The 26,098-nt window shown below is 59.9% G+C and carries 34 protein-coding genes; all 34 read right to left on the bottom strand.

The features are described 5' to 3' along the window. Nucleotides 1-137: 137 nt before the first annotated feature. A complete protein-coding gene (locus BLV47_RS35600; protein WP_143038294.1) occupies nt 138-566 on the bottom strand; it encodes a tail fiber assembly protein in 429 nt (142 codons plus the stop codon). Nucleotides 567-577: 11 nt separating this feature from the next. After that, on the bottom strand, nt 578-829 hold the full coding sequence (locus BLV47_RS37240; RefSeq protein WP_482822345.1) for a gp53-like domain-containing protein: 252 nt from the start codon (nt 827-829) through the stop codon (nt 578-580). 698 nt (nt 830-1,527) lie between these two features. Next, nucleotides 1,528-2,103 carry a YmfQ family protein gene (locus BLV47_RS19505; RefSeq protein WP_092316296.1) on the bottom strand — a complete coding sequence of 192 codons (576 nt, stop codon included), beginning with the start codon at nt 2,101-2,103 and terminating at the stop codon, nt 1,528-1,530. Beyond that, nucleotides 2,100-2,609: a baseplate J/gp47 family protein gene (locus BLV47_RS19500; RefSeq protein WP_279626597.1), complete on the bottom strand. Its 510-nt coding sequence runs from the start codon at nt 2,607-2,609 to the stop codon at nt 2,100-2,102. Before BLV47_RS19500 ends, BLV47_RS19505 begins: the two co-directional genes overlap by 4 nt. A 103-nt stretch (nt 2,610-2,712) precedes the next feature. Further along, on the bottom strand, nt 2,713-3,462 hold the full coding sequence (gene istB / locus BLV47_RS19495) for an IS21-like element IS1474 family helper ATPase IstB (RefSeq protein ID WP_062838242.1): 750 nt from the start codon (nt 3,460-3,462) through the stop codon (nt 2,713-2,715). Further along, complete coding sequence (gene istA / locus BLV47_RS19490) at nt 3,350-5,035, bottom strand: IS21 family transposase (RefSeq protein WP_062838241.1); 1,686 nt, start codon at nt 5,033-5,035, stop codon at nt 3,350-3,352. Before istA ends, istB begins: the two co-directional genes overlap by 113 nt. Nucleotides 5,036-5,221: 186 nt before the next feature. Next, complete coding sequence (locus BLV47_RS19485) at nt 5,222-5,818, bottom strand: baseplate J/gp47 family protein (protein WP_092316292.1); 597 nt, start codon at nt 5,816-5,818, stop codon at nt 5,222-5,224. A gap of 1 nt (nt 5,819) precedes the next feature. Next, entirely contained in the window at nt 5,820-6,137 is a 318-nt protein-coding gene (locus BLV47_RS19480; RefSeq protein ID WP_279626596.1) for a phage GP46 family protein, read from the bottom strand. 104 nt (nt 6,138-6,241) lie between these two features. Next, nucleotides 6,242-6,757, bottom strand: coding sequence for a phage baseplate assembly protein domain-containing protein (locus tag BLV47_RS19475; RefSeq protein WP_244168913.1), 516 nt, complete (start codon nt 6,755-6,757; stop codon nt 6,242-6,244). A 44-nt stretch (nt 6,758-6,801) separates the two neighbouring features. Beyond that, nucleotides 6,802-7,926 (bottom strand): phage baseplate assembly protein, encoded by a 1,125-nt coding sequence (locus BLV47_RS19470; RefSeq protein WP_092316286.1) that lies wholly within the window; start codon nt 7,924-7,926, stop codon nt 6,802-6,804. Further along, on the bottom strand, nt 7,916-9,241 hold the full coding sequence (locus BLV47_RS19465; RefSeq protein WP_092316285.1) for a DNA circularization protein: 1,326 nt from the start codon (nt 9,239-9,241) through the stop codon (nt 7,916-7,918). The genes BLV47_RS19470 and BLV47_RS19465 overlap by 11 nt, the downstream gene beginning before the upstream one ends. Further along, the gene (locus BLV47_RS19460; protein ID WP_092316283.1) at nt 9,238-11,460 is read right to left on the bottom strand and encodes a phage tail tape measure protein; all 2,223 of its coding nucleotides are present in this window, start codon (nt 11,458-11,460) and stop codon (nt 9,238-9,240) included. The genes BLV47_RS19465 and BLV47_RS19460 overlap by 4 nt, the downstream gene beginning before the upstream one ends. A gap of 161 nt (nt 11,461-11,621) precedes the next feature. Continuing rightward, a complete protein-coding gene (locus tag BLV47_RS19455) occupies nt 11,622-12,026 on the bottom strand; it encodes a hypothetical protein (protein ID WP_092316282.1) in 405 nt (134 codons plus the stop codon). Nucleotides 12,027-12,030: 4 nt separating this feature from the next. After that, nucleotides 12,031-12,402 carry a phage tail protein gene (locus tag BLV47_RS19450; protein WP_092316280.1) on the bottom strand — a complete coding sequence of 124 codons (372 nt, stop codon included), beginning with the start codon at nt 12,400-12,402 and terminating at the stop codon, nt 12,031-12,033. A gap of 16 nt (nt 12,403-12,418) precedes the next feature. Then, on the bottom strand, nt 12,419-13,522 hold the full coding sequence (locus BLV47_RS19445) for a phage tail sheath subtilisin-like domain-containing protein (RefSeq protein WP_092316278.1): 1,104 nt from the start codon (nt 13,520-13,522) through the stop codon (nt 12,419-12,421). After that, nucleotides 13,519-13,713 carry a DUF2635 domain-containing protein gene (locus BLV47_RS19440; protein ID WP_092316276.1) on the bottom strand — a complete coding sequence of 65 codons (195 nt, stop codon included), beginning with the start codon at nt 13,711-13,713 and terminating at the stop codon, nt 13,519-13,521. The genes BLV47_RS19445 and BLV47_RS19440 overlap by 4 nt, the downstream gene beginning before the upstream one ends. Continuing rightward, on the bottom strand, nt 13,713-14,279 hold the full coding sequence (locus tag BLV47_RS19435) for a phage protein Gp37 (RefSeq protein ID WP_092316274.1): 567 nt from the start codon (nt 14,277-14,279) through the stop codon (nt 13,713-13,715). The genes BLV47_RS19440 and BLV47_RS19435 overlap by 1 nt, the downstream gene beginning before the upstream one ends. Continuing rightward, nucleotides 14,279-14,770 carry a phage protein Gp36 family protein gene (locus BLV47_RS19430; RefSeq protein ID WP_092316272.1) on the bottom strand — a complete coding sequence of 164 codons (492 nt, stop codon included), beginning with the start codon at nt 14,768-14,770 and terminating at the stop codon, nt 14,279-14,281. The genes BLV47_RS19435 and BLV47_RS19430 overlap by 1 nt, the downstream gene beginning before the upstream one ends. Further along, nucleotides 14,767-15,303 (bottom strand): HI1506-related protein, encoded by a 537-nt coding sequence (locus BLV47_RS19425; RefSeq protein ID WP_092316270.1) that lies wholly within the window; start codon nt 15,301-15,303, stop codon nt 14,767-14,769. The genes BLV47_RS19430 and BLV47_RS19425 overlap by 4 nt, the downstream gene beginning before the upstream one ends. Nucleotides 15,304-15,313: 10 nt before the next feature. After that, nucleotides 15,314-16,207: a Mu-like prophage major head subunit gpT family protein gene (locus BLV47_RS19420; RefSeq protein ID WP_092316268.1), complete on the bottom strand. Its 894-nt coding sequence runs from the start codon at nt 16,205-16,207 to the stop codon at nt 15,314-15,316. A 28-nt stretch (nt 16,208-16,235) separates the two neighbouring features. Continuing rightward, a complete protein-coding gene (locus tag BLV47_RS19415) occupies nt 16,236-17,213 on the bottom strand; it encodes a phage protease (RefSeq protein WP_092316266.1) in 978 nt (325 codons plus the stop codon). A gap of 250 nt (nt 17,214-17,463) precedes the next feature. Continuing rightward, nucleotides 17,464-17,946: a phage virion morphogenesis protein gene (locus BLV47_RS19410; RefSeq protein WP_092316264.1), complete on the bottom strand. Its 483-nt coding sequence runs from the start codon at nt 17,944-17,946 to the stop codon at nt 17,464-17,466. An 8-nt stretch (nt 17,947-17,954) separates the two neighbouring features. After that, entirely contained in the window at nt 17,955-19,223 is a 1,269-nt protein-coding gene (locus BLV47_RS19405) for a PBECR2 nuclease fold domain-containing protein (protein WP_092316262.1), read from the bottom strand. Beyond that, a complete protein-coding gene (locus BLV47_RS19400; RefSeq protein ID WP_092316260.1) occupies nt 19,223-19,429 on the bottom strand; it encodes a hypothetical protein in 207 nt (68 codons plus the stop codon). The genes BLV47_RS19405 and BLV47_RS19400 overlap by 1 nt, the downstream gene beginning before the upstream one ends. Before the next feature lie 2 nt (nt 19,430-19,431). Further along, nucleotides 19,432-20,988, bottom strand: coding sequence for a DUF935 domain-containing protein (locus BLV47_RS19395; RefSeq protein WP_092316258.1), 1,557 nt, complete (start codon nt 20,986-20,988; stop codon nt 19,432-19,434). Further along, nucleotides 20,988-22,550 (bottom strand): hypothetical protein, encoded by a 1,563-nt coding sequence (locus BLV47_RS19390; RefSeq protein WP_092316256.1) that lies wholly within the window; start codon nt 22,548-22,550, stop codon nt 20,988-20,990. Before BLV47_RS19390 ends, BLV47_RS19395 begins: the two co-directional genes overlap by 1 nt. Next, nucleotides 22,547-22,849, bottom strand: a complete 303-nt coding sequence (locus BLV47_RS35590; protein ID WP_143038293.1) for a hypothetical protein — start codon at nt 22,847-22,849, stop codon at nt 22,547-22,549. The genes BLV47_RS19390 and BLV47_RS35590 overlap by 4 nt, the downstream gene beginning before the upstream one ends. Beyond that, nucleotides 22,846-23,373 (bottom strand): DUF3486 family protein, encoded by a 528-nt coding sequence (locus tag BLV47_RS19380; RefSeq protein ID WP_092316252.1) that lies wholly within the window; start codon nt 23,371-23,373, stop codon nt 22,846-22,848. Before BLV47_RS19380 ends, BLV47_RS35590 begins: the two co-directional genes overlap by 4 nt. Nucleotides 23,374-23,376: 3 nt before the next feature. Continuing rightward, on the bottom strand, nt 23,377-23,688 hold the full coding sequence (locus tag BLV47_RS19375; protein WP_092316250.1) for a hypothetical protein: 312 nt from the start codon (nt 23,686-23,688) through the stop codon (nt 23,377-23,379). Further along, entirely contained in the window at nt 23,685-23,996 is a 312-nt protein-coding gene (locus BLV47_RS19370; protein WP_092316248.1) for a hypothetical protein, read from the bottom strand. Before BLV47_RS19370 ends, BLV47_RS19375 begins: the two co-directional genes overlap by 4 nt. Continuing rightward, complete coding sequence (locus BLV47_RS37095; RefSeq protein ID WP_425272179.1) at nt 23,996-24,085, bottom strand: TraR/DksA C4-type zinc finger protein; 90 nt, start codon at nt 24,083-24,085, stop codon at nt 23,996-23,998. The genes BLV47_RS19370 and BLV47_RS37095 overlap by 1 nt, the downstream gene beginning before the upstream one ends. 115 nt (nt 24,086-24,200) lie before the next feature. After that, the gene (locus BLV47_RS19360) at nt 24,201-24,836 is read right to left on the bottom strand and encodes a restriction endonuclease subunit S domain-containing protein (protein ID WP_092316244.1); all 636 of its coding nucleotides are present in this window, start codon (nt 24,834-24,836) and stop codon (nt 24,201-24,203) included. Next, nucleotides 24,833-25,456 (bottom strand): transglycosylase SLT domain-containing protein, encoded by a 624-nt coding sequence (locus BLV47_RS19355; protein ID WP_092316242.1) that lies wholly within the window; start codon nt 25,454-25,456, stop codon nt 24,833-24,835. The genes BLV47_RS19360 and BLV47_RS19355 overlap by 4 nt, the downstream gene beginning before the upstream one ends. Before the next feature lie 2 nt (nt 25,457-25,458). Beyond that, nucleotides 25,459-25,710 carry a putative holin gene (locus BLV47_RS19350; RefSeq protein WP_092316240.1) on the bottom strand — a complete coding sequence of 84 codons (252 nt, stop codon included), beginning with the start codon at nt 25,708-25,710 and terminating at the stop codon, nt 25,459-25,461. Nucleotides 25,711-26,098 lie beyond the last annotated feature (388 nt).

The following is a 26,098-nucleotide window of genomic DNA, read 5'->3' as shown; positions in this document are numbered from 1 at the left end:
TCCAAGTGACGCTGGCCTTTTTCTTCATACTGTAAGCGAGCGTCGGATTTGGCACCGCTTGGCGCCACAATTGGCACCGATAAATCTCGATGAGTACCAATCGTCTAGCGCCATATTTGACACCGTCACTGCCCGCACTACTCGACCAAATCAACCATCCAAGCTGGGGGGCGAGGCCGAAATGAGGGGACGGGGAAGTCAGGAGATTGCGGCCACTCCCGCAGGGCCTGCATATACACAAGCAGCTCCTTGAACTGTTCTTCTTTAAGCGTTGTAGGGGCTTCGATTTCCAGCTGATCGCGGTGCCGCTCACGCAGCCACACGACCGCCGACAATTCAGCGTCACGCCACTCGCGCTCCTGGCCCATCAGGTCCGGGACCACCATTGGTGCATCCACTAAATGCGGCAGCCCATGCTCATCGTGAACGCGAATCTTGCCGGAGGGTGGGTTGCCTATGACTGCCAAGTAAAGCGCATCGGGAATCTCGACTGCGTCATCAGGCAAAACAGCATGCAACCCTTGCAGATAAGAGGTCTGAGTTGTTTGACTGTAAAAACGTTTCATGAGTGCCCCCTTTAAAAGCCGATGGCTATCCAGCGAACTGTAATTCCACTCGCATATGCACCGTTTCGCAGCGTTGTGAGCTTCATCGTGTTTGAGGTCATTGCCCCTCGAAGCACTGTGTGGGTTCCTGCGTCAGTGCCAACAATGGTTGCATTCTCTGCAAAAGACCCTGTCGGCCAGGCCAATGGCATAGCAACAGATAGGTTTTCGGCAGTGGCTCCAGATGAGGTTCCCGACCCCCACTGGACAACGAGCCCGCCCATCCATGATGGGAAAACGATGTATCCATTGGCCGCAAGGCTAATCGAGAAGCCCCATCGCAGTTTCTTAGGTGTGACGATCACTGAGTCATCAGTATCCGCAAGCATCTGCGCAAGATTCGCGACTTTCGCTGTGCCCCGGTTGACCTCCGACGCTTGACCCAAAGGGACCAAGGCCGCATCAAGTTCTGACTTAGAGTACGTTCCAGATTTGGCATAAGCATCAGTGATGCCATATCCAGAAAGTGTGGTTGCCTTACTGGCCTTCCCCGCCAAGGCGTTGGTCATAGTGGTGGCGAAATTTGGATCGTTCCCCAGGGCATCAGCTAGTTCTTTAAGAGTGTCGAGCGCTGCGGGAGAGGATGCGACGAGATCTGCGATCTTCTGTTGAATAGCAGAGGTAGTCTCTAGTTTGGTGAAAGCATCAGTAATGCCGAACCCTGCAATGGTAGTCGGCTTGCCACTGAGCTTTAGCCACGTACTTGCATTGACCTGAATCGCTTGGATGGCCTTTAGAATCTGAGAGTCATCAGCAGCGTCCAGGGTCAGGCCTGCACCCTCTACTAGGTGAACCAGTTCCCGCTGCACTGCATTCAGCCAAGCGGCTTTGAGCAGCGTAGCGGCTACACCCGCGCCAGGATTGCCCTCGGTGAACTCACCAAGGGCGTTTGCCGAAGCGGTACTTGCACCGATCTTTTGCATTAGTTGTCTCCGTAACCGAACAGCAGAATGGATTCGGCGGGCTTCATTTGACTGAGCCTGCACTCAAGGGACTTGTTCCCCCAGGACGCCAGCGGGTCGCCAGCTCCGGTGATTCCCGCAACGGCTCGACTGACCGTGACCGCTGGCGCATTGACGCGCCATGTGAACGCCCAGGCGCCGCCGTTGATTGGGTCGCCAGCTCGCGCTATGCCTGCGCGAGCTGGGCGAAAGGTGTCGATGGTTATGCCGTAGCCCAAGCCCTTGGCCAAAGCGATAAAGAAACCGCGACTCTGACCGCCCCGACCTTGCAACTTGCTGACAACCGCCTGCACACGCTGGCGAACCGATTGCGGCACACCGACAAGGCAAGGATCAGGCAACGCAAGAACGCGCTCCCAGTCGGTAAGCCCCATTCCAGAGTCGGCAAAAATGGCGCTGTAAGTCGCCTCAGCCTGGGCGTCAGAAAGTGTCAGCGCATTGGCCTCGGCCTCAATGGCGGCGGACAGACGAGGCGCCGAGCCGTCATAGGAGACTGGCGGGAGTAGTAACCGGAGCTGGTCGGCGAGGCTGGTCATTCCATCAGCCCCAGCGCGATGGCTCCAGGGCGAATCCAGCCGATCAGGCCAGCGTCATCAGAGGCTTTGACGTTTCCGGCCGGGGCCGTAACGGAGCGGTCAGTAACCCCGGCCAGATTGTTAAGCATGGCCTCAATCTGTGAACGCTTGAGCATCTCGCGAGGCTTAAGCGCCCCGAGCAAGGTGTTGTAGGCGACCTGCGCAGCCGCTTGCACGTCAGCAAGCTTGTAACCGTCCGCCAGCTCTACAAGAGCGCTGGAATCGACTGTGCGGACCACCGGGGCATAAACCCACACATCGGCAATGACCGAGCATTCGCCCAGGATGAACTCTTTGCAGTTCGCTATGACTTCTGCCGAAGGGGTGCCGGTGCTGGCGGTGATCACTACATCGACAGTGCCCGCGCCACGACGCATAGGCAGCACCAATGCATCTGCCACACCGTCCACGCTTCTAGCCCAGCGCTTGAAGTCATAAGCCGTGCCACCTGCTGGCGGCGACTGTATGAGGTCAAGGTGCGGATTTCGGTGAACGTGACCGAGCGTTTCGCTAATACGTGACCGGTGCTTCCACCCCGGTTGCGCGGGTTCTGGATTGTAATCGCATCGGTCACGATGCGGCTTGTTCCTCGGCTTTTTTTCGGCGCAGCGACTCGCCTTTCATCGTCAGTCGGTAGGCGTTGTGCACCAGGCGGTCGAGGATGGCATCGGCCAGGGTCGGGTCGTTGATCCAGCCGTGCCAGTGCTCGATGGGCAGTTGGCTCGTCAGGATGGTGGAGCGGCTGCCAGCGCGGTCGTCGATCACCTCCAGCAGGTCATGCCGGGCTCCTTCCTCCAGCGGGGCTAGCGCCCAGTCGTCCAGCACCAGGACGTCGACCTTTGCCAGCTGTTGCAGGGTACGGCCGAAGCTGCCGTCGCCATGAGCGATGCGCAGTTGTTCCAGCAGGCGCGGGGTGCGCAGGTACAGGGTGCTATAGCCCTGGCGGCAGGCCTGGTTGCCCAGGGCGCAGGCCAGCCAGGTTTTGCCGGCACCGGTCGGGCCGGTCAGCAGCAGGTTGTGCTGCTGGCGGATCCAGTCGCCACTGGCCAGGGTGGCGATCAGACGCTCGTCCAGGGCGCGTCCGGTGCGGCGGTCGAGATCTTCCAGGCAGGCGTTGGCGTACTTGAGCTTGGCCTTCTTGCGCAGCCGTACCAGGCGCTGGTTGTCACGCCAGGCCAGTTCGCGGTCGAGCAGTAGGCCGAGGCGTTCATCGAAGCTCAGGCTGTGGCTGGCCGGCAGCGTCCATTGCTCTTCCAGGGCGCGGGCCATGCCGTCCAGGCGTAGCTGGTGCAGTTGATTCAGGGTGTGTTGCGGCATCATCGAACAGCTCCTGTTGCGGGGGTTGGTAGTAGTCGGCGCCACGGACGTTCTCGTGGTCGCCGGGTAAGGTCGTTTCGGCGGCACGCTGGGGCAGCGGCTGTTGATCCAGGCCTTGCTGGAGCAGGTTGCGCACGCTGCGCCCGGTGAAGGCGCGCAGGTGTACGGCACGTTCGGCAGCGGCTTCCAGGCGTGCATTGCCATAGCGCCGGGCCAGCGAGAGCAGGCCGAGGCAGGCGCGGTAGCCCATCTCCGGGTGCGGCTTGTGGGTCAGTTGGTGATCGATCAGTTGGCGCGTGTAGGGGCCGATCCGCGCGCCCCAGTCGAGCAGGCGTTGTGGCGTCCATTCGCGATGCGCCTGGTGCGCCGCGGGCATGTGCTCGCGCTGGGTACTGTAAGCGCCGCGTCGCCCCAGCAGCAGGTGGCTGGCCACCCGCCGGTTGCCATGCAGCACTTCCAGGGTGTGTGCCGTCAGTCGCACGTCCACGTTCTGCCGGGCCAGGGCGGAGGGCACGCTGTAGAAGCTGCCATTGACCTCGATGTGGTAGTCGATGCTGACCTTGCAGCGCTTGAAGGTGGCGACCTCGTAGGGATGCACCGGCAGCGCTCGCAAGGCCGGGCGATCCAGGCGCTCGAACCAGTCGCGCCGGCAGCCATCGAGCCGCTTGAACGGGCGCCGATTCAGATCCTCCAGCAGCTCGGCGATGGCCTGGTTAAGCGCATGCAGGCTGAAGAACTGCCGATGGCGCAGCCGCGCCATGATCCAGCGCTCGACCACCTGCACCGCCACCTCGGCCTTGGCCTTGTCCTGAGGCTTGCGTGGCCGTGCCGGCAGGATCACCGTCTGGTAATGACGCGCGCACTCCAGCGTGGCCCGGTTCAGGCCCGGCTCGTAGCGATCCGGCTGGGCGACCAGGGCGCGCGGATTGTCCGGCACAACCATTTCCGGCACGCCGCCAAAGTAGGTCAGAGCCTGGCCCAGCGAGGTCAGCCAGTCCACCTGGGTTTCGCCTGGCGTCGCGCAGGCATAGGTGTAATTCGAGGCGCCCAGGGCGGCGACGAAGATGTGCGCCCGGCGCACTTCGCCGGTGGCCGGGTCGACCACCGGCAGCGTCGGCCCGGCATAGTCGATGAATAGCTTCTCGCCCGCACGGTGCAGCTGACGCATCGAACGTTTGAGCGTCTGGGCGTAGCGCCGGTAGTGCTCGACGAACTGGGTGTAGCGGTAGGTCGGCTGGCCCGCATGCGCGGCGAGATATTCCTCCCACAGCAGCTGCAAGGTCACGCCCTTGCGTCGCAACTCGCGGTGGATGCTCAGCACATCGGGCAGCACTCGCTCACCGCGCGGCTTGTTCGTCGACGTCGGTGCAAACAAGGCGGCCGCCAGCGCGGCCTCGTCCATGGCCACCAGCGCCGGCCAGTCCAGCCCGGCCACCCGCGCCGCCGCGATGTACTTGCTAACCACGCCCTTGGACAGCTGCAAGGCACGGGCAATCTTCTCGTGGGACAAGCCGGCCTCAAACTTGAGGCGCAGACATTCTTTGATGTTTCGCATGGCTACTCGCGGCGCCGCCATCTTCCTCTCCCGAAATCGGTCGAGGATGGCGGCGCATCAGGTCATGCGCAACGAAGGGGAAGGCTTTCGCTAAGTCGTGACCGGCGATTTCGGTAAGCCGTGACCACCTGTTTCGGAACAGGCGGAAAATCGGTCACGTTGCTACCGAAATGAGCGGTCACGCGTTAGCGAAATGACCGGTCACGATCAACCGAAACGGCCGGTCACGGTGCTCCGAAATCCGCAGTCAAGGAGCCGGGCAAGCAAGGACTCGGTCTTTTCCTGGTCGTCGCCACCGGCAGTCTCACCAACGAAGCTGGCAGCTGCGTCCATGCCCAATGGCGGGCTTGTGAGCGCAAGGCCACCAGTCAGCCTGTTGAGTTGGGCGCCGACAGTCTGCGCCAGGACAAGAACGGTTGCAGTGCCATCGGTGCCAATTTTCGCGCTAGCTAATGCGTCGAACTTCTCGCCGGTCACAACATGAGTGAGGGTGGCCCCTGGCAACAACTCGACACCTACAGCACCTTTCAGTGCGACGGTCCCTGTAGCAGCTACCGCACCCTTGCGCAGCACTCCCCGAATGGCAGCCGCATGCACCAGTTCCTCTTCGTCTGCGGTGTCAGGGAAGATCTGGCGATACACCCAGGCGAGCTTCTGATACAGGCCCTCGATAGCCGCAGCAACGGCAGCAGAGCGCACATAGTTGTCACTGTCGGTGCCGATATCAGCCTCGGGCTGAACGTTGCGAATGTCGCGCAAGATCGCGGCGAGAATGCTTTCCAGGGCAGGCGCAGAAAAGGCCATATCAGATCACTCGTACAGGTTGGCGAAACACTTGCGGATTGCCGGTGGCGTCGATGATGTCGATGTGCAGGTCGAGCCAGCCGTTGTGTGGCTGCTCGGCGGTGATGGTGATCTTCTTTGCGCGGCCATCATCGAGCAGTGGCTTGAGGGCTTGCTCGGCGTATTGCTTGGCCAGGATGCCCACGCGGGGCAGATCTTTTTCGCGGCGAAGTTCATGCAGGCGTGAGCCGACGGCGGTGTCTTTCCACCAGGTGCCGAGGGGTGTCATGAGGCGAATGTAAACGGCGTTCGCCAGCGTATTGATACGCTGGCCCGTCAAGTCGCCAGTGGTTGGGTTTATGCCTGCGTCCATAGGTCGGCATACTGTCGCGCAGGCGCGTGAGGTTGCGATTTAAGGACCGCTTAAGGTTCTCTACCTACGAGTTATTGAGGCGGCTTGGGAGGCGGGCCTCCAGAGTGGCCGTGCGCGTTGTAGAGGTCGCGATCCCCCTGCATGGTCCGCGTATGGTCGGCGATCTCAGCATCAGCCTTGATGCTACCGTCGACATGCTGGTCGCCGGTCATCTCAACCATGGGCGTATCAAAGCGCACCTTATTCTTGACCTTGAACACCAGGTCATCAGTTACGACCTCAATCAACCGGCCGCGCTTCATGTGGATGTAATCGCCCTCATCGGTATACAGCGATACTTCGCCGTCTTGGAGTGTGAGGCGATAACGCCCGTCTTCACTGGCCACGACCACGGCGTGCTTGCTATTGCCACCCACGGGAACAACCAGGTACTCGGCACCTGGGAGCGGCGCCGAGCTGAATCCGTAGTGCTGGAACAGCTCGCCTGAAACCGACTCGCCCGACAGGCCCTCCATTTCGACACCGATCAAGGTTCCGTGGGTGTTCCTGGCTGCAACTGCACGGAAGGCCTGACGAACGTTGCTCATGACTCGGGCGACTTGCTCGCGCACCAGGCGCGGTAGGCTGCTCATCAGAGAGCCTTGATCATTTCGATAAAGGCAGCGTCCGAACCAGACTTGCCCTTGCGCTTCTTCAGCTTGTTCCCGTCAAGCACCCACATTTTGTCTTCACGCAAGCGCAGCTCGGTGATAGCCCCCTCACCACGAGACAGACGCAGGGTGCGAGACATCAGAAAGTAGGTGGCATCCAGCCCGTGGGGTTCACTGCGGACGATGACACGCTGACCAGGGCTCCAGACCTGGCCGTTATCGGCGCGGTGCCCTTTGACGATGGCGCGGATCTCGAAACCCTCCAGGCGACTGTCGGCCAGCAGCTTTCGTGCGCGAGTGGTGGCCATGTCCTGGTTCTCGCTGGAGCTGTCGATAACGACCTTGGGCCGGAAGATCCCACGACGTGACAGCGTCTCGTCTTGAATGACCGAGCGCAGGTGGGAGCGCTTGGTATCCAGCCCATCGTTGTCGTACTGGCCGTGCTGCCCGAGGACGGTTATCTGGCTGTAGCGGTTGGCTATCGAGCGGCGGACGCTCAGGCGCTGGACGTTGTTGTCCACGCCATCTTCTTCGCGCAGGATCAACGTGCCCACGGGCGGTGCGTTGTAGTCCGGCCCGCCGATGATCAGACGGCCGTCCGGCTCGACCCATGGCCATAAGCCGTTGGCCTCAGCGACCTGGAGCAATGCCTCCCAAGCTGTCTGTCCAGGTTCGATCTGGATGCGCCGCCGGGTCTTGGCCTGGTCGGCGCGGATCTCAACTTGGTACGTGCCCAGGGGCTTTACCACCTGGTCAAGGATCTGCGCCAGGGACGCTTCACGCATGGACACGAAAGGTGCCGAGCAGTCGACCAGGGGAGCAGCACGGTCGCGGCCATTGATACGCATGTTGATACCCTGGCGCGAGATATCGTGCTCAAACTCATCAATCTGCCCAGTCAATACACGGTCGCCGTCCAACGTCAACGAACAGGGCGCGCCCTCTTTGATCACGTCAGGCAAGCGCGTGGCGTTCTTTGTGTGCAGCTCCAATTCGAAGGCATCGGCCGGGGTTAGCAGATCGGACTCAACCGACCAGCCATCCCAGGTTTCGTGGAACAGACCGCCAATAGACAGCCGAATAGACGGAATAGGATCATTCAGCATAAGCACGCAGCACCTTACCGGCCGGGATGTTGTGAGGGGTGTTCAGGTCAGGGTTAAGCCGGACCAGCTCAATAGCGCGAGCATGGTCACCGTACCAACGATGGGCTAACAAGCGCAGGCTGGCCGGAGTTTCAACAACGCGCTCGACCATAGGCGGGCTCTGCAAAATCACCTGCCGGGCTCGGGCCTGGATCATCGCGGCGGTGTTGCGCAGGGCCTCGATGACTGGTCGGGAAGTTTCCACGTCGTAGAGTCGACGCTGGAGCAGGATTGCGCCCTGGACCAGGGAGCGCACCAGATTAACCAGACCCTCCAGTTCCAGAGGGCTCAAGGTCGGCATGTTGGCTTCGTCCTCGATCACGCTGGCTACCGCCAGCGAATGGGCTGCGGCAAGCTCCGTGACGACTAGGACAACAAGCGCAAACGCACTGGCTTCGACCGGATCGTCAGGCATACCGTCGGGCAGTCTGTCCGCATCAGGGGCAACACCTTGGCGGGCACTGATCAAGAAGGAATTGGCAGCCTGCGCAGCATCTGTGGTTAAGGTGTCAGCGCCTGGCATGGTCGCCGGAACACCACTTCGGGCAAGCAGTGCCGTCGACGTGGTGGGTGTGCTGTCACTGATCGAACCACGGATCTGCGTCGGCGTGCGGAACAGTTCAGTCAGAGGGTCGAATGCCGCCGATGGATGCTTGGCCATCGACGCAACACCAGACACAACACCTAGGATCTGTGACCGCAGTTGCTGCACGCGCAGGAAGATACCTGGTAGGCCGAGCGCCTTCTCGATCAGCCCGACCCAACCGCCACCGATCCATGACTGGATCTCCGCGACCAGGGAATCGACGCGGCCGAACAAATCGAAGATGCCGTCCTGCCAGCGATACTGGTCCTCTTGTTCAAGTACACCGATATCGACGAACTCAAACTGCCGGGCAAAAAATGGTAAGTCAGGGGAGTCTTCGACAAACAGCAGGCTAACCATTGCAGCGTCGGGTCTTTCGGCAACGTGTTTCACCTCGACGTTTTGCGAGACGACACTCATGCTGCCGTAAATCGGGTGGATCAGTTCACCCGGTCCACGCTGCCCCAGTGCCAGCAGAAGATTCTGTAGCTCAATCTCGTAGTTATCGCCGTAAACGATGAGCTGCATCGGGACGCGACGTGCTCCCCGCCCCAGGTCGACCACGCTGTCACCATCCTTAAATGGTGTCCCATGCTCAGACAACGCCCGCTGCCATTGCAAGGTTTCGTCAACGACCAGGAGCGGAACACCTCGAAAGGAGGCATCCAGCAAGGTTTCTGACCAGCTCATCCGCCGCGCCTCATCTGAATGTCAGCTCTGCGCTCGACCTCGGCCTGGATCATGTTTGAGTCTGTGCGCAGTTCGATGACCAGGGGTTGATCCAGAAGGCGTCGGAGGCGGGCCTCGGCAGCAGGCGTTTCAACCCCGGCGGTTACGGCGCGATTCGCGACTCCAGCGGCCCACTGATTGGCACCCTCGACCGGCAACCCCGATGCCGTCAGGCCGGTTTGCTGATGTGCCAGGCGCTGGGCCTGAGAGGACAGCCAGTCGGATGATTGGCCGGGGTTCTGTCCGGCCAGGTCTATACGATTGCGGTAAAAGGCAGTTTGGTAGGTGCGCTGGTCATCGTTGAGCAGCTTGCTGCGCTGGGCGGCATCCAGGCGGCCTTCGTCTGTGGCTGTCGCACTTGCCCCGCCAATCTGCGTTGCACTTGCGCCCAAGGCCACAGGTGCCAACCATGGCGCGACAAAACCGCCTGGCTTGCCCTTACCGGAAGATGGCGCGCCAGGCAGATCTGGCACGCCGCCAAGCATGCCGCCTGGCCAGTTGGTGACAAAGACAGAAGTAACGCCTGTCGCTTCCTCCAGGACTTTACCGACCGCAATGTTTTTGAGGGTTTCAGGCCCGCCCGTTAGCTTGTTGAACAGCGCACCGGCCCCAGCTTTGGCACCACGTCCGGCGTAGTAACCACCGACACCCAGGGCGGCGCCACCGAGCAACATCTGTTCACCGGACAAGTTCAGGTCATCGAGCAGGTAACTACCCATGTCAGCGAAACTCTTGTTTAAAGGTTTCGCCATGCGATCTACGGCCTCACCTAAGGTGGCCTTCATTCGAGAACCAACAGCAGTCGAACTGTTCATGTTGTCGGCCAAGTCCTTTTCAATAACGCCCTTGGCGTTATTGATGTCACCAGTGCTTTTTGCAAAATTCTCCAGCCGATCCCCAGTCAAGAATGCTTTAACTCCTTTTTGCGTGTCCTGGTCCATCTTGCCAAACACTACACTCATGAAACGAGCGCGATCTTTATCGTTCTTAAGCGACTTATACTTATGCTGGAGATCAAGAAATACATCTTGAGTATTCCTTACAGACTTATCCTTGTTGAAGAACTCGACTCCAGTATTCTTTGTAACGCTCTCACGGTAAGTGCCGTTATTGAATGCACGCAAGGTTGACTGTGCCAACGTACCCAAACGATCAGGTTCAAGCTCAATAAGAGATAACGTCTCAACAAACGAAAGAGACTGAGCCATAGACATGCCCGCAGACTTGGCGTCTTGCCCCACCTTAGGAAAAATACTTGAGAGGTTCTCAAGTTCAGCGTTCCCCAGACGGCCAGCTACAATCATCTTTTGTAAGATATCTACAGCGGCGTTGGGTTTGGAGAGATCGATATCAAAAGCACTTGACCCAGTAATAAGTGCTTTAGCCAAGACCCCGGAGTCAGCCCCGGTAACTGCGGTAGCTTGAGCGATGGCCTCAGAACTTGCCTTCGCTTTATCGTAGGACAAGCCACTTGCGATTAAGGTATCAAAGCCCGTTTGAACTTGCTCACGCTCAATACCGTAGGTTTTTGCCAATCGCCATTGTTCCCCACGCCACTCTTCACGCTCTTCAGCTGACATTCCCGCAGTCTGTTGAGTACGTATAAGCTGACGGTCCAGTTTTGCACTTGATGTCACACCTGACACAACCCCAAGTCCAACGCCCAGCCCAGCAAGCTGTCCCTGCATACTGCCCCCCAAACCCTTCAGGCGATCAAACTCCTGACGGGCACCCGCAGCAATCGTCTTCAAGGCGCGAAGACTACGTCCACCGTTTTGCGCCAGGCGCCTGAAGGATGTTTCTGTCCGGTCAACGCTTTGGCGCAGCGGCTGCACGCCCTGGCGGTCTGCGCTCACCAGTTCGGTCTTGGCATCACGAGCAGCCTTACGGGCGGCCGCAGCCATCTGCTTGAGTTCAGCCGAAGTCTTGCTGACCTCGATACGCGTGCCGGAACCAGCCCCCGCAGTTTCACGCATGGCACTACGGATGGTTTTATAGCTGTTGGCTCCCACACGGCCGACATTGGTTATTGCAGTGGAGGCTTTCCAGCTTTCATCCGCCAGGGACTTGGCGCCTTCCTTACCTGCCTTGCGAAGGTCGCGATTGATCTGCTCGATCTCGCGTCGGCTGTTGCCTGCGTGGGCCTGGAAACGAAGCGCTACGCGCAGATCAGAACTCATTGGATGCTCCCGAAAGGGTCTTACAGGGACAAGAAAGGCCCGAAATCGAGCCTGGTCTTATCGTGGTTTCGGCAGTGGCTTGCGCTGGCGCTTGCTGACGTAGCGTGTTTTCTTGACCTTGCCGATGATCAGATCGATACGGGTGTCGATCTCCGCCCTGGTCATGCGGCGGAGTTCGTCGAGCCGGTAGCCGTGTCGGATAAGGGCGTGCTCGATTCGGCGCCAGTCGGCGTTGCCGCGCTCGGCGGCGCGAGCTTTTTTTCCAGATCAGCATCTGCGTTGGCGATGATGGCCAAGTCGGTTTCGGCGAGTTGCTCGCGCAGCAGTTCGACGGTCAGTGCTTCGGTCGGGATGTCACCCAAGGACAGCAACTGGCGGCGATACACTTCGAGGGTGGTCAACTGAAAGGGACCGTCAGGGTGCAGCTCTTGCGCTGCTACCAGATCGCCCGCCATGCCGACGCGCAGGGTGAAGCGCTTGTGCCGCAGGCCAGCATAATAAACGCCGATACGCAGCTCGCCGGTAATGGTCAGGCCGTCCCACTGCTTGTTCGTTTGCTCAGTCATTGCGTTACTCCGTGTAGTAGTTCAGTGCGGCGATGGTCAGGTCGCGGGTGGCTTCGCCTTCAAGCTGGTACTTGCTGCCCATCTCCATCAGCGAGCAGCCGGTCCAGGTCTGGCGCTTACTGCCGCCATCTTGGGGATAGATGGTCAGTTTGGCGTCCAGCAAGGCGCGCCAGTCCGGCTCGCCGGTTTTCGGGATAGGCACGGAAATTTTCAGTTCGTGCTCTTCAATACCCTTGGCCGTGCCGGTCGCTCGCCCCGTGCGGTTCATGGTCTTTACAACTGTGCGCCCGGTCTTGAGGCTTGGCTCGACGCTGGAGACCTCATAGTCGGTGCCGTTGATCTCCAGGACGATCAGTCCCACATAGTTATCAGCCATATAAAGTCACCTCTTATTAAAGGAGCAGGTCGATACGACCGGCGAACACATGCAGGCCGTTGACTACGTCAGTGGGAATGGCGGCGTTGAGGCGGTTTACGCCCTGGAGCGAACGCTCGACCACCAGGCTGGCCGCGTTGGCTTCGACTTCTTCGACGATCTCCAGCTCTTCCAGCTTGAGCAGTACGTCCAGCAGCTCACCCCGCACAGCCTCTGGGGTTTTCTTGGAGAGCTTGGCGCGCGGGAAGCGCAAGCGGATACGGTCACGGCAGGCCATACGCACGTAATACAGGGTGCGGATGGTGGTCAGGTCCAACAGCGACACATCCGTGGCACCGGCCGCAGACTTGGTGTAGGTGGTCACGGCGCGGACAATCTGAATCACATCACCGGCCGCAACCTCCAGCGGTGTGACGCCGTTGGCCAGGGCGGTTTCCTGCTCGGTACGGCCAAGGCGCTGAGTGACTGGCGGCACCTTGATGCCTGTCAGTACGAGGGTGTTCAGTGGCCGGGCTGGGTCTTCTTCCGATGCGATCATCGCGGCGTAGGCAGCGGCAACCTGGCGCGCAGTCGATGGCGTACCAGGCAGCACGGCCAGGCTGATAGCGCCAGAGTTCAACGAAGTGGCCAAGGTAGTGGCCGCAGACAAGGTGCTGGTCAGCGCCGCAACGCCGATGATGCCTTGCTGTTCCATTGAGTTGGTATAGAGCTGGATGTGGGTACGCAGTGCAGTAAGCGCGGTCTGGCTGTACCAGGCAGGCACCAAGATAGTGAAGCCGCCCAGGGCAGTTGCATCCAGGGCAGCCTTGATGTCAGGTTCACCCTCGCCCTCGACGGCAGCCACACCCACGGCCGAAAGGCTGGCATAACGATAAGCCGTGATAAACGCCTCGGCCATTTCCTCGGCAACCGTTCCACCGAACAGAGCTTTGGCCTCGGCCGCGCTATAGATCGGTGTCGGCACGTTGGCCCCGACTGTCGCTCCGGCGCCCAGGGGAACGATCAGGCAGGCGCTTTGCTTGTTGGTCGGCAGTGTCCGTACCGCCAGGCTGGTGTTGAACTCCATGTACACACCGGGTTTGCGAATCGATGCGGGGATGGTGTCAAAGGAAATGCTCATTCAGCGGCTTCCTGTGCGGGTTGTTTGGCACTGCGCGGTTTCTTCGCAGCCAGCAGTTCACCCGCCGCCAAGCGACGGCGGTAATAGGAGGTATCCGGTACATCGACAGCCTCGTCGAGCTTGTCGCCGATGTACTGATATGGATCTCCTTCCATTGGCACCTGTTGACCAGGTGCGGCGATAACGTGCATTACACGTCCCTCAATTCGATTAAGTCGGTGGCCACCGGGTTGGGGTTTTCCGACGGGGAGTGGTAGTTCAAGTCAATACCCAAAAATTCCGGCAGCGCCTCTTTCGGTTTCTCCCAGTCCAGCTCGATAACGAACGACTGCCCCAGGACGGAAAGGTGAGCGCTTTCAAACTTGCCGTTGACCAGGTTTGAAAGTTCGGTCGGTTTGATGGCAGCGCGATCTGTCCAAGGCTGCCAGTCAACCAGTTGGTGCATGCAGGCTTCCCACAGCGCATAACTGCCGATGTCCTTATCTGTCGTGCCGCGCCGGGTTTCCCTTTCGCCCCGAGGGTGACGGGTAGCAATGATCAAGCGGAAGGTGATCGGCACCGAATAGCGGGTGTTGGTTTTACGGGTGAATGTCACCTTGGGCACCGTCAGCAAGATGGCTGGGCAACGCTTGAGCAAACCGGACAACAGATTAGGATCGCTCAATTCGCCGCCGTAGCTGCCCACCACCAGGCTCGGCAGCTTGCTGTTCAGCTCCTTGAGCCGCGCCTCGATCAAGTCCTCCAGTTCGCCCAGCATCACAAGTTCCTCAAGGTGTTGCGGCTCATGAGCCGGGGCTGCTGGGATATCTGGAAACCGGACTGTCCACCGTCCGAGGCACCACGCTCCTTGTCCTCCCTGGCCAGGGTTTCCAGGCGCTTGATGACGTCCTTGTAAAGCACGCGCACGGTCGACTCTTCCTTGCCCGCATCGTCGTACAGGTGATAACGAGCAATCTCGGCCAGATCATCGGCCACCCACTCGGGGGCGTCTTCTCCGGCCGGGCGGAACCGCAGGTAAAACGAAACCTCACTGCGCGCCCGAGTGACGGCGTCGGCGATCCTGGCCAGCGCTGCCACGGCGATAGCCACATCTTCTTCAGGCCAACCGTCCAAGGGCTGACCACTTGCAGCCGCCGCCAGCAGTTCCGAGTCGATTACGCGCTCATGGTCTGGGACCGCGACTTCTGTAATGTCGCGGGCACCGAAGCGCACAAGGAGCTGGGTGGCGGATGGCAGCGAGAGATTCATTTGCCTTCGTCCTCGGTCTTTTCGGACTTGGTCTTTCTGGGTTTCGTGGGAGGCTTCAACGCTTCCGCCTTGGCCGCTTCACGCGCCTGATCTTCCTGGAGTGCGTCCTCCCAGAGAGCATCGAAGTCGATGCCGAACCCGCTCGATTGGTCATGGGACGGTTCAATCACAGGTGGGTTTGGCCCAGATCCCGAACCGTCAGGTCCAGGCTCTCCGCTGCCAGTGACCGGGGTAATGGGCAGAGCCACTCCATTACCCAGAGCCGTAGCGATTGCTTCGAGCGTCTGCGACTGGGCGTTTTGTGCGGCGCCGGACGCTTTCGATACATCGACTTCCTGGAGAATTTCATTGTGTCCGTCCTTCACCTGGTCGAATTCATCCTCCACATAGGCGAGGATCAACTGCGGCTCTTTCAACAGAGCCCGCCACTGTTCTTCCGTGAAGAAGTCGTCCGGGTAGGAGGTCGGCTTGCGGGAGTGTGCAATGCCGCAACGGCGGAAGCCGTCGCGCTTTGCAGTGATGACGATAGCCATAACGCCCCCCTTATCCGAGCCAGCTCGGCGCGAGAACTTCGGCCGTGCCTGCCCATTCATTACCGGCGTTCGCGTCTTTGACGACGATTTTCCGGGCCGCGCCTTCCAGTTGAGATGGCACAACCAGCAGGCCAGGATTAACACCGAGCGGGCGACCGCCATCTGCCTTGAAGTTCTTCATGGCAGCACGGGCCAGCGCGTAGTTGTCCGGTGTAAGCGGCGCTTTCGAACAGTAGGCGAACTGCCAGAAGCCGAAGCCGACGTTCACGCGAGCATCAACGCCGTAGCGATATTCGTCGCGCATGAAGACGGTTTCGTCGTTCATGTCGGTCATGGCTTTCAGTGCGTAGTTGCGGCGGTTCTGAAAGATGATGGGTTTGATCGCTCGACTGACATCGAGCAGATACCATGCAGGACCTTCACCGTCCTGGTAGTTGCTCACGGACACCGCAGTGCCGGTGCCATCGGTCGAAGGGAACACCGGGTGATCGATGTCGAAGAAATACTGGCCGTCGTAGCAAGTGGTGGTGAGGCCCGCTTTCAACAGGGCGAACACCAACTCGTCAGGATGCGCCGATGAGGCCCGGCCCATTTCAGCAAACAGTGGTTTGTAAACACCGACTTCGTCATCTTCGATAGCGTCGCGAGGAACCGCGACAGAGGATTCAAACTTTTTGTTGGTGATCGAATAGCTATGGGCTGCCATGTTCTTGAGGACACGGTCGCCGATCCACTCGCGAAAGGTCGGGAACTGCCCCAACCAGCCATAGGTATTACTGGTCGACGACGATGGAACCACCGTTGCCACACGCTGCCAATCGGTAGGCGTTGCGGCCTGGGCGTTCTGGAATTCGGCTCTGAATGCGGTGAACAACGCAGTCAAGGCGCCTGGAGTAATGATCATGAATCGCTTCCTTTATATAGGGAGGGAGTTACGCCTTGCCCTTGATGAACTCGGCCTCGCTCATGCCCAGCAGCTTGGCGACCTGTTGCTCTTCGGAGTTGAGCGCGGTGCTGGTGTTGTCGGGCTTGCGCTCGCCCAGATCGGTGGCAGCCGCAACAACTGGCGCGGCCTCGACAAACACCTTGAAGCGCGCCAGACCGGCTTCGTCCTGGCACATAGCACGGTGATAGTCCACGGTCGCCGGAGTGATCTTTCCGGCCTGGGTGGCCGAAGTGATGACTGCGTCGACGGCCTTGGTGTGCTCTGCCTTTTTATGTTCGGTGAGCGCCTGTTCCGCGTTGGCGGCGCGTTGCTCCAGGGCGTTGTAATCAGCCCGTGGCACGAATCGCTCCAGGTTCGCTTGCTCGGTGTTCAAAGCTTGGCCGGTGGCCTGAAGCTTGGCGGTGGTAGCGGTGAAGACTTGTTCCGCAGTTGCCGTATCGGGCAAACCGAGAAGTTTCAAAAGTTCTGGCGAAGGTTTCACGAGGTTGTGCTCCTGTTGCTCTTGGTTGAGGGCTGTCATCAGAAAGTTGGGGATGTTGGTCAACGCGGCGCTGACCATTCGCACGATGCGTGTGCTGTCGACTTCGTAATCGAAGACGGGAGATAGAAAGCGGTACTCGCGGGCCTCCACCTGTGAGGCACCACGAGGCGTCCACTCGACCTGTCCCCAGAGAGCGCCGTTACGGATTTCGAACTGCTTGATCCAGGCGCCCGCTGGAGCTTCCTTGCCCACGGATGCCCGCTTCTGCGTTGCATGTTCCCAGTCGATAGGGAGATCAATGGCCCGACTGGCAAAGCTGGACTGCACCAAGCCAGCAGCCATGTCGTCGAACAACCAGGAGCGACCATCGCGACCAGTGACTGTCGGACCTGCGGGGATGAGTTGAACCCAGTCGGGCGCCTTCCCTTCGGAAAGCTCGACTGAGCTGTAGATTTCTGAATTGAGAGCGAGTTGGGTTTTCATGCCGCCAGTGTCAGGCGGCAAGCAAAAGATAGTAATTTCAGGACGACTTAAGGTTTTGGCGAGGTGTTGCGGGCGAGGGGCAACCCGGAACCCGCTCCATATTTGAAGAATGGCGGTGGGCGGGTCTCGCGAACGCGGAGTAAATAGCGCTCTGGCCGAATCTAACGCATGTCTAACGCTGTTAAAGCGATAGTCTGGCAACGTGTGTACCGCCAATCCCAATACGCGCCGCCTAGGCGATCCTGCGCAGTCAGCCCGCCACCGGTTCCATTAGGTAGTCGTGGATGATCAATAGGACTTCCGTTTCATCCTCGGCAGACAACCCCAGATAGGGGCGCGCCGGTATGTCTCCCCATGGGATGGGGCTGCCTTTACCCGTACTGCCCGAGGCGCCTTTACGCTGCCCGAACTGATGCACTGCGCCATAGGGACGATCTGTACCAAAAGCTAGCTCGGTGCTGCTGGCCTGATGACGCATCGTGTCCTGGAGCGTCCCTTTCTCGCGCAGGATACCAGGGCCTTTCTTCCTGGCCAGGGTGACAGCCGACAGCGGCGCCCAGGGCGAACCATCCGGCGCTACCTTCTGCCGAAAGCGATCATCGGTCGACTGGTGAAGGTACTCGGCTATGTCGTTGAAGGGCGTCGTCAAGTCGCCGATGCGTTCGGCCAGTTCTTCTAGGGCCTTGCTCACCAGGTCTAGGTCGATGTTGACATCAAGCATTGCACCAGCCATGAGGGCTCCTATTCCGGTCGACGGTAAAGCAGAACACCAAGGCGCAAAGCCTCCAGGTACTGCTCGCTGTCTTCGACAAAGCCTGTGACGGCATCCCAGCCATCGGCGCCCAGATCGAACACGGCAACGGCTGGCATCGCCTGACCCTTCACTTCAAAGTGCGCCAGGTAGCGACGGCGCAGGACGGCCTTGCCCTGGTCCGGCTGCCACACCAGGTGCGCCCATATTTCGTCCGGCGTCTTGATGGCGGTAGCCAGGAGGGGCAACTCACGGGCCTTGATCTGCGTGGCCAGCTGTATTGCGCTGGTTTTGGCATCGCTGAACATCTCGCGCCCAATGACCATGGCATCACCCGTCACATCACGAAACACCGCAGGTGCAGCATCACTGGCCCCAAACTCACCCAAGAGCTTAGCCACAGCTTGCGGCGCAGGTACTTTGGCTGGGAGCAAAGCCTTTGCCGGAATCGCCCTGGGCGCAGGCAGTGGCCCTGTCGGTCTGCTCTTGGGAAGCATGGCCGCAGGTTCCGGCTTCGCTGGTGTGCCTGGTGCAGTGATGGGGTCACGGGTACGCAGCTGCGGTACAGCGTCAGACAGGCGGGAGCGACCTGGTGCATGCTCGAAGCCTGGGTCGATCCCTTTCGGCACGCGGACCGTGCGTGGGCCGTTGGGGCTGTTTTTGCCGATAACCCGATCTTCCCACTCAGTGACCGGCGCCGGACCGATGGTCAATCCTTGGCGCTCAACGTCCCTTGCTGACAACATGAACTTCTTGCACTTGCAGCCCCAACCATTTTGCGGGGTGTGAGTTGCCCACCACGGATCATCGAGCGGCAATGTGATGCCGTTCCAAGACAGGTGCATTGGCCGTGGATGGGCGCTATCGCCATGACGATAGACTGCATAGGGGCGGCGCTTGCGTAGCTCCGGGTCGGCCATTTGCTCTTCGCGCCCGGCGTTGTACGACTGGCGTAGGTTGGTTTCCCAAATGACATTGGTACGCCAGCCACGCTCGCCGTTGTACTGCCAGCCATGTTTCCCCACGACCTGGTCAAAGTCCTTGCGGAACTGTTCCAGGGTGGTGCCCTGGGCAATAGACTTCTCGACAGCACCGCGCAGGTCGGCCAGCAGATCCCGCTTTACAGCACCTGCCACAACAAAGGCATAGTCATGCTCGGCACCATAAACGTCGGACCAGGTGTTGGTCGGCAGGTTGACCTTGCTACGGAAGTAGTCGATCTGCTCATTGAACGGGAGCGAGCCATGGGAGACAGCCATTAACGCGCAACTCCAGCCAGGATGAATCGCGCCAGCTCTTCAGCTTCGGCCTTATTCAACATTACAGCGACTTCGCCCTCTTCATGACCGACAAGCAGCCTAACTGATGCGTCACGCTCACTATCGACCATCAGGTACATTCCGTCGCTGCTGGTGTATGACAGCCGCTTCCTGGTGGTGAATGAGTCCTCAGTTGTGCCTTTCATGTTTAAAGCCCCCTCAAAATATCATCGCGCCCCGCCAGGCTGGCAGCCGTCAAGCCATCGGCAATCGCATCCGCCAACTGAGTGGAGTTCATCGCCGGATAGGCTTCAATCAAGCGATCCCGGAACTCTTCCAGGCTACTGACTGAGTCGAGCAATTCCTTGATCTGATCGACCATGTCGTCGATGGGCGCCCCTGTTGCCGCTTCCAATGTCATTACCTGGTTATCAACAATGTCCCGAGTAACAGTCGGGCGGGCCGGTGCCTGCTCGCTGTTGGTGGCCTGCGCCATGACTGGAGTAGGAACCGGCGCCGGAACGCCCAGCAGCTCGGCGCCCTCGGCGGGTGCTGGCAGATTCAGCTTATCCCGGATAACTGACTGCTCGACACGCAGCCCCAGTGGCACCAGCTCCTTTAGTGCCTCGATCAACAGCTTGGTGTTTTCCGGCTGCGGTACGTCGATTATCAATCGCGGGTAACGTCGACCAGGTGCAAAGTTCAAATCACACCAGGGCCGTACAAAACACCGGTTCAGAGTATTGGACTCTGCCTTAGCATCGGCGCCCAGCAGATCCAGGCGAACTTCGTTGTGAATGACCGCCTGGGCCATGCTTGAGCCGTCATCGGCAGACATGGTTTGACCGACTACAGCCTTGCTGACCTGCTTATCCCACCACTCGGCCAGGCCTTTAAAGAAGTCCCCTGCACCCGTCACATTGGCCGCCTGGGTGAAGTCGATACGCATGCTGTCCGGGATCACCGCCGCCGCATCGCTGCCCAGGTTGGCCACCGCCGACATCAAGGTGGCAATGTCTTCCTTACTGGCACCAGGCCCGTACCGCCCCACGCGCATAGGCATACCGAAGATGTCGGCAAAGCCCATCCAGTCTTTCCAGGTCCAGGCTTTGCACATGTAGCCCACGGCAGCGAGTCGCGCCAAGCCGCCACGGATCGGCAGCCCGGAGCGAATACGCGGCAGGTGGACGATGAACTTATAGGGCGCCAATGCAACGCCGTTGATTGGGTCGGCCTCATCGAGCAGGCGCAGTTCCCGGCCGGTGTCTCGATCAAACTGGAAGAAGCGCTGGTCGCGGGGTTCGAAGCGCGACGGGTTCCAGGTCTTGCCGCTACGGTCCCACATGATTTCGCTGACGGCATAACCCTTGCCCATGGCGTCTGTCAGGTCGGCTTGCAGCTCGCCGAACTCCGGCGAATCGACAACCTCCTTGAGCTGGTCCGCTCGGCGCACGTCCTCGGCATCATCGCTGGCAGCCTCGATCCGCACCGACAAACCAGACACAGCCAGCTTGCGGGTGCCTAGCACTGAAGCGTAATGCAGGTCGCGCTCTTCCATTTCTTCGGCAAGGGTCAAGTAGGCATGGGCCGAGCCTTCGGTAGCGGCTTGCAGGATGCTCGCAAGCCGACCAGGTGTGAGGCCGCTGGCCACCGACGGGTGCCAGACCTGGCGAATGCCGGTGGTGCGCGCAGCGGCCAGCTCTTCGGTGAGCTTGTCGTATTGAATGGGGCGACCGTACTGGTCGACGATTTTGGACTGAGCCATTACCAAATGCCTTTCTGAGAACGCCAGCCAGCGCCTAGCTTGATTTCGCGGTCATGCTGTGCGGCGGGCCGGACGCGGTGATATTCGATGATCTCGATTTCTTGTCGAGAGGCGTAGTCGGCCAGCACAGCGGCAATACCAGCGTCGCCATGGCGCTTGGGGCCGGACTTCTCGCCCTTTTCGTTGGTGCGCTTTTCCGGGATGCGGGCCACGCCCTTAACCATCCGAAAGGCGCGCACGTCGCTGACCACGTCCTTATCGGCCGGGATGTCACAGAAGGTGTCGTCTTCCAGGGCGGCCTTGAACGGCGGCATGTTGTCGCGATACCAGCCCTCCGTCAGCATCACCCGTTCGATACGGTTAAAACCGAACTCGACGGCCGTGTCTTCCGACAGTTGCGAACCGTTGCCCCTGGCATCATCGGCCCCCTTGAGGAAGTTGGGCAGGCGCCGAAGGATGTAGAACTTGATCTGCGCCTGTTGCTTAAACGGGACGTTGCGCAGCTCGACCACAAAGGGTGTGCGCTTGCGTAAGTTTTGCTCCTTGATCAGCGGCCAAATGACCGAAAGGTCGCCGGTTCGCCCGAAGTCCATGCCATAGAAGCTCTGGACGTCCAATGGAATAGCCGACAGCAGCGGGAGCAAGTGTTCTTCGCACCACTCCAGGGACTCGGCCAGGCGCAGGTGTTCAGCGATGGTCTCGTAGCCCTGCGGATAGGCCAGGCGCAGCACCGGCACCTCGCGGTTGCTGCGCTGCTCAACCAGGGCCAAGCTCAGAAAGGCTCCGCCGCCCTGGGACGGCACGCAATCAAGCTCTTCCTCGGCAGCATCACCGTAGAAGTCGTACACGTCCTGGACCCAGGCCGCTTCTTCCTCGGCCTTGTACTCGATGCCCTTTCTCAGACAGACCCGCTGGTAAAGGCCATCCGCCACGGCATCTCGGAACTCACAACGGAACAGCTCACCCTTGCGCTTACCGGCACGAATATCATTGATCAGCTCATTGAAGGCGTTTTCCGTACCGTCATGGGTGCTGATGACATGCACTTCACCGCCCCAGATCAGCAGCGCCAGAGCAGCTTTCAGCAGCTCGGCCAAGTCCTGGTGGAACGCCGCTTCATCGATCACGACGACACCTTGTCGGCCCCGCAGGTTGGACGGTCGGCTGGTCAGCGCCACGATGCGGTGCCCGCTGGGAAAGACAATGGTGTAAGTCTTGATGTTCTTGTCAGGGTCGCTGTCCGGCCAGATACCTTCCTCGATCTCCCCAGCCGCGTAGTTGAATGCACGCGACCACATGGCGCAGGCCTGGATGTACTCGACCGTCATGTCCTGGTTGTAGCCCAGGTAATACACAGTCTGGCCACCGGCTGGCTTTTCCGCTGCGGCAACCAAGACGTTGTCTGCCGCTTCCGCCCAGGTCAGGCCAATACGGCGAGACTTCTCGCCGACCTTGAGCGGGGCGCGGATGCCAATCCATTCTTTCTGATAGTCGAGCAGGACTGGCGGCGCACTGTTGCTCGCCGTGTTGTCCAGTACCAAAGGGGGGCGGCGGCTGCTCATGGGTGCCTCGGTGCAGGTTTCAGAGCCTGACGAATCTCTGCACGCAGGCCGTCCGGCGTATCTGGATGACGGCATACTTCACGCAGCAGCTGTTCAGCATGATCACATTGCACTTCAATGACATTGACGTACTGCTGAAGGCCCTTGCTACGGCGCTTCTTGTAGAGGTCAAGAAACCACGCCAGTGCCAAATAAAGTGCCACATTGAGATCGCATATCAGCAGCCAACGAGCGTTCTCTTCATTGGCTGATAACCCGGTCATGGCGAAGCAAATCATCAGGGCAAAGAAGTAGTTCATGAGGCCATCCCCAAGATCTCGCGGCGGATCTCGTCAACAGTTTCTGCCGTCAGGCCACCTTTCTTAGCGATCTTCTCGACACGCGCTGCGGCTGCCTCTGTTTTTTCTCGCCACTCGGCTTGCCACTTCTTCTGAACCACCGATGCTTTGCCCAGCTCAGCTACAGCCTTGGCCACCTTTGGCAGGTCAAACTTGTTTTTCCCTTCGGGGTCTGCACCGGCCATCAGTACCTTGAACAGGTGTTCCTGGACCAAACGCATAAGGGCCTCGTTGACCGCTCCTTCTTCGTCCGGTGCAGCAGCAACCACGGCGCGCGCCTGCTCGCTCGCCATCTTCAAGGCCGAGAGTTTGGACTCAAAGTCCTGGCCGTACCGCTGGAGCGATGACCGACTGATCGAAAAGCCGCGTGCCAATAGCTCAGCGGCGAGGGTTTCGTACTCGCTGAAACCGTTATCGGCCAGGGCCTTATCGAGCCAGGTCTTGACCTCCTTGGGCAGACTGGCGACTTTGCTGCGTGGTGGCATGGGTCAGCTCCAGTATTTTTCTGGGCGGGCAATGCCGGGGTCGCATGGGATGGTGTACTCGGCGAGGTCGACGCCGTAGTAGGTCAAGCCGCAGATCCACACGCCGTTAGGTTGCTTGTTCAACGTCACCAGGCTGCGGTCAGCCAGGTAGTCGAGTTCGCGCCGAAGTTCAATGGTGGTGGAGTCTGGATAGATACCCTGAATGGTCGCCAGCACCACCGCTTCATGCGGATCAATCGGGCGTGAGGTGTCCAGGGTCTTGATGATGTACCAGCGCAGGGACTCCCGGCGCGTCTTTGCAGCGTCAATGTTCATTGATTCAATCCTTTAAGTTGGACGGTTTCCAGCTTGAGCGCCAAGGCATCGAGCTTGGCCTCAATCACGGTTTGGCCGCGCACGTAGTCCTCCCGGCGCACGTAGTGCACTGGCATGTCTCCCCGCAGCCGTTCAAAGGAAATCTCCAATGTCCTCAGGCGCTCGCTGTCCTTGTCCGTGATTGCAAAGCGCTGATCGAGACGGCGCTCCATCTGCATGACCATGACCTTAACTAGTCCGGCGAAGGCGCCCAGGATGGTGACCGCGATGCTCACCAACTGCCACGCAGGCATTTCAATCGTCGTCATCAGCGTCTCCGTTTTTCGCGATGTGTTTGGCATTGAGCGCAAAGCTGCACACCAGGTAAGGCCAAGCGGCGCTCTTCAGGGATTGGCATGTCGCAATCCTCGCCTGTGCAAAACTCGGCCGAAGGGCCGGTCAATACTTCACGTTGTGCAAAATGTGCCACCAGAGACGTTTCGTTGTGCTTCGCCTCCAGGAGGCTGGCAAAGTCAGTTGCTTGCATTAAGGGTCCAGTCAATTAGGCGGTTGAGTTGAGCCCGGCAGGTGCTGTGCAACTCGCCATTGCGGACCTGGTTGCCCAGGACAAGTGCCTGGGTGACGCCCGAGTCGAGGCTGTCAGCGGCTCCGGCTCCGTCGGTCGGCGCAGCAGCTCCGCTGGCGGCTTGCTGGGAAGGCACTGAGGCGCTGATGCCGTTGGCTGTGTTCCACACGCGGACAAAACCAGCAGTGAACACAGCAGCAGGCAACGGCTCAGGTGCTGACTTGAGCGTGCGGCGGTATAGGGTCGTAACACGAGCAATCTCTCCGTTTAGCGTGTCGGTGTTTTTACGAAAGGCCTCTTTGGCGTCGGCCAACTGAGTGACAAGCAAGCTGCCTCGCTCTTGTTCGGCCCTCAGTTTTTCGTTCGCCTGTTTCAGCGTCTCGCTGGTCGCGTCTGCAATGCGCCGCTGTTCTTCGGAATACTCCAGGCGCAGGTTGGTAATAGCGGTCTGACCTTCAGCTTGTGCTTTCGCAAGGCCTTCGCTGTAACCGTCCTGCCAGTTGAGGTGCAGACCCAATACAACAGCCGCGATGACGGCCACATACCAAGTCGCTGGAGTGATGAAGCCGAGTAGGCTTTTCATCGGCAAAGCCCCTTGCCCCAGCCTGCATCGACATACAGGGGCTCCCAATGCCAGAGAATGAAGCGCGGGTAATTGCGGTTTTCCCGGAAGTTGGCAGCCGAGCGACCAGCGTTGTGGTGCTCGACTGAATCGAACCAGGTCAGCGGATCGGCGCCCTTTGCCGATGCCAACTTGCGGTCACGGATGACCCAGCCCAGCCCGCCGTTGTACGACGACAGAATCATCGCAGCCTGTTCACAGGTGCTGCTGGCCTGAATGCGGTTTGCCAGCCAACGGTCATAGCTGACAAGTGCCTGCATCGACCAAACCGGGTTGTAAGGCTCGACCTTGCCAAGGGCCTTGGGGAAGGTCTGGGCGAGCCAGGTCGCGGTCGAGGGCATCACTTGGCCCAAGCCTTGCGCACCGACCGGAGATTTCGCATCGAAGCGCCAGCGGCTTTCCTGGTGGATCTGAGCGGCGAAGGTTGCCACCGGAGCATCCAGGCCCCACTCGGCCTGGGCGATACGGGTCAGGTCACGGCGGTAGCGTTCGGCCTGAGCTGGAATCTCGGCATGCGCAGGAGCGCAGGCGGTGAGCCCAGCCAGCGATGCAGCACCTATATATAGAAGGATTTTCCGCATCGTCAGAGCCCCAGCGTCAGGCCGAGCACACAAGCCAGCACGACCAGGGCACGACGGACACCGGCCATGGAGCGTTCATAGCGGCGGACCTGGTTCGGCCGAGCGTAGGGAAACAATGCTCGGTCAATCCAGTAGCCCAGGACGCCGCCCAGGGTGACCAGGCCGCATTTGTAGAGGACAACCGGCAGCTTGGTCGGGGCGACGATGGCCAGGCAGAACAGCAAGGCGATGGTGATCAACGTCCAGTCGGTCATACGTGGCGCACGCGGGCGCCGCTTCGGCAGTGGAAGAGTCATTGGGTTACTCGCGGTGGGTGATGGATGGATGCCCGTAAAGCGGCCAGATGTTGCGCGGCGACAACGGGATTACCGATCACGCGAGCAGGCTCGCGGTAGTCGGCAAAGGTCTGTGCAGAGTGTGTTCTTACAGCGGGGCGTAACTTCTCTCGCTGGCTGACTGCTTGTCGGATGCGCTCTTCGCCCTGCTCTACATGCGCCTGGACCATGGGTAGCCAGTCGGCTGGCACCTTGGCCCACAACACCGCACGGGCGTTGTTACTCCCAGCCGCAAGAATGAGCTGCGCATGTTGGCGCGGCCATTGAGGCCGTGAGACTTTGGGTGGAGCGGGATTTGAACGCATGG

It is taken from the genome of Pseudomonas saponiphila, from assembly GCF_900105185.1.
GTDB classification, from domain to species: Bacteria; Pseudomonadota; Gammaproteobacteria; order Pseudomonadales; family Pseudomonadaceae; genus Aquipseudomonas; species Aquipseudomonas saponiphila.
This window is presented reverse-complemented; position numbering and strand designations above follow the sequence as displayed.

Excerpts from the sequence above, each read along its gene's own strand:
- BLV47_RS35600 (WP_143038294.1), bottom strand. The coding sequence starts at position 566 with ATGAAACGTTTTTACAGTCAAACAACTCAGACCTCTTATCTGCAAGGG.
- BLV47_RS37240 (WP_482822345.1), bottom strand. The coding sequence starts at position 829 with ATGGGCGGGCTCGTTGTCCAGTGGGGGTCGGGAACCTCATCTGGAGCC.
- BLV47_RS19505 (WP_092316296.1), bottom strand. The coding sequence starts at position 2,103 with ATGACCAGCCTCGCCGACCAGCTCCGGTTACTACTCCCGCCAGTCTCC.
- istB (WP_062838242.1), bottom strand. The coding sequence starts at position 3,462 with ATGATGCCGCAACACACCCTGAATCAACTGCACCAGCTACGCCTGGAC.
- istA (WP_062838241.1), bottom strand. The coding sequence starts at position 5,035 with ATGGCGGCGCCGCGAGTAGCCATGCGAAACATCAAAGAATGTCTGCGC.
- BLV47_RS19485 (WP_092316292.1), bottom strand. The coding sequence starts at position 5,818 with ATGGCCTTTTCTGCGCCTGCCCTGGAAAGCATTCTCGCCGCGATCTTG.
- BLV47_RS19475 (WP_244168913.1), bottom strand. The coding sequence starts at position 6,757 with ATGAGCAACGTTCGTCAGGCCTTCCGTGCAGTTGCAGCCAGGAACACC.
- BLV47_RS19470 (WP_092316286.1), bottom strand. The coding sequence starts at position 7,926 with ATGCTGAATGATCCTATTCCGTCTATTCGGCTGTCTATTGGCGGTCTG.
- BLV47_RS19465 (WP_092316285.1), bottom strand. The coding sequence starts at position 9,241 with ATGAGCTGGTCAGAAACCTTGCTGGATGCCTCCTTTCGAGGTGTTCCG.
- BLV47_RS19460 (WP_092316283.1), bottom strand. The coding sequence starts at position 11,460 with ATGAGTTCTGATCTGCGCGTAGCGCTTCGTTTCCAGGCCCACGCAGGC.
- BLV47_RS19455 (WP_092316282.1), bottom strand. The coding sequence starts at position 12,026 with ATGACTGAGCAAACGAACAAGCAGTGGGACGGCCTGACCATTACCGGC.
- BLV47_RS19450 (WP_092316280.1), bottom strand. The coding sequence starts at position 12,402 with ATGGCTGATAACTATGTGGGACTGATCGTCCTGGAGATCAACGGCACC.
- BLV47_RS19445 (WP_092316278.1), bottom strand. The coding sequence starts at position 13,522 with ATGAGCATTTCCTTTGACACCATCCCCGCATCGATTCGCAAACCCGGT.
- BLV47_RS19440 (WP_092316276.1), bottom strand. The coding sequence starts at position 13,713 with ATGCACGTTATCGCCGCACCTGGTCAACAGGTGCCAATGGAAGGAGAT.
- BLV47_RS19435 (WP_092316274.1), bottom strand. The coding sequence starts at position 14,279 with ATGCTGGGCGAACTGGAGGACTTGATCGAGGCGCGGCTCAAGGAGCTG.
- BLV47_RS19430 (WP_092316272.1), bottom strand. The coding sequence starts at position 14,770 with ATGAATCTCTCGCTGCCATCCGCCACCCAGCTCCTTGTGCGCTTCGGT.
- BLV47_RS19425 (WP_092316270.1), bottom strand. The coding sequence starts at position 15,303 with ATGGCTATCGTCATCACTGCAAAGCGCGACGGCTTCCGCCGTTGCGGC.
- BLV47_RS19420 (WP_092316268.1), bottom strand. The coding sequence starts at position 16,207 with ATGATCATTACTCCAGGCGCCTTGACTGCGTTGTTCACCGCATTCAGA.
- BLV47_RS19415 (WP_092316266.1), bottom strand. The coding sequence starts at position 17,213 with ATGAAAACCCAACTCGCTCTCAATTCAGAAATCTACAGCTCAGTCGAG.
- BLV47_RS19410 (WP_092316264.1), bottom strand. The coding sequence starts at position 17,946 with ATGGCTGGTGCAATGCTTGATGTCAACATCGACCTAGACCTGGTGAGC.
- BLV47_RS19405 (WP_092316262.1), bottom strand. The coding sequence starts at position 19,223 with ATGGCTGTCTCCCATGGCTCGCTCCCGTTCAATGAGCAGATCGACTAC.
- BLV47_RS19400 (WP_092316260.1), bottom strand. The coding sequence starts at position 19,429 with ATGAAAGGCACAACTGAGGACTCATTCACCACCAGGAAGCGGCTGTCA.
- BLV47_RS19395 (WP_092316258.1), bottom strand. The coding sequence starts at position 20,988 with ATGGCTCAGTCCAAAATCGTCGACCAGTACGGTCGCCCCATTCAATAC.
- BLV47_RS19390 (WP_092316256.1), bottom strand. The coding sequence starts at position 22,550 with ATGAGCAGCCGCCGCCCCCCTTTGGTACTGGACAACACGGCGAGCAAC.
- BLV47_RS35590 (WP_143038293.1), bottom strand. The coding sequence starts at position 22,849 with ATGAACTACTTCTTTGCCCTGATGATTTGCTTCGCCATGACCGGGTTA.
- BLV47_RS19380 (WP_092316252.1), bottom strand. The coding sequence starts at position 23,373 with ATGCCACCACGCAGCAAAGTCGCCAGTCTGCCCAAGGAGGTCAAGACC.
- BLV47_RS19375 (WP_092316250.1), bottom strand. The coding sequence starts at position 23,688 with ATGAACATTGACGCTGCAAAGACGCGCCGGGAGTCCCTGCGCTGGTAC.
- BLV47_RS19370 (WP_092316248.1), bottom strand. The coding sequence starts at position 23,996 with ATGACGACGATTGAAATGCCTGCGTGGCAGTTGGTGAGCATCGCGGTC.
- BLV47_RS37095 (WP_425272179.1), bottom strand. The coding sequence starts at position 24,085 with ATGCCAATCCCTGAAGAGCGCCGCTTGGCCTTACCTGGTGTGCAGCTT.
- BLV47_RS19360 (WP_092316244.1), bottom strand. The coding sequence starts at position 24,836 with ATGAAAAGCCTACTCGGCTTCATCACTCCAGCGACTTGGTATGTGGCC.
- BLV47_RS19355 (WP_092316242.1), bottom strand. The coding sequence starts at position 25,456 with ATGCGGAAAATCCTTCTATATATAGGTGCTGCATCGCTGGCTGGGCTC.
- BLV47_RS19350 (WP_092316240.1), bottom strand. The coding sequence starts at position 25,710 with ATGACCGACTGGACGTTGATCACCATCGCCTTGCTGTTCTGCCTGGCC.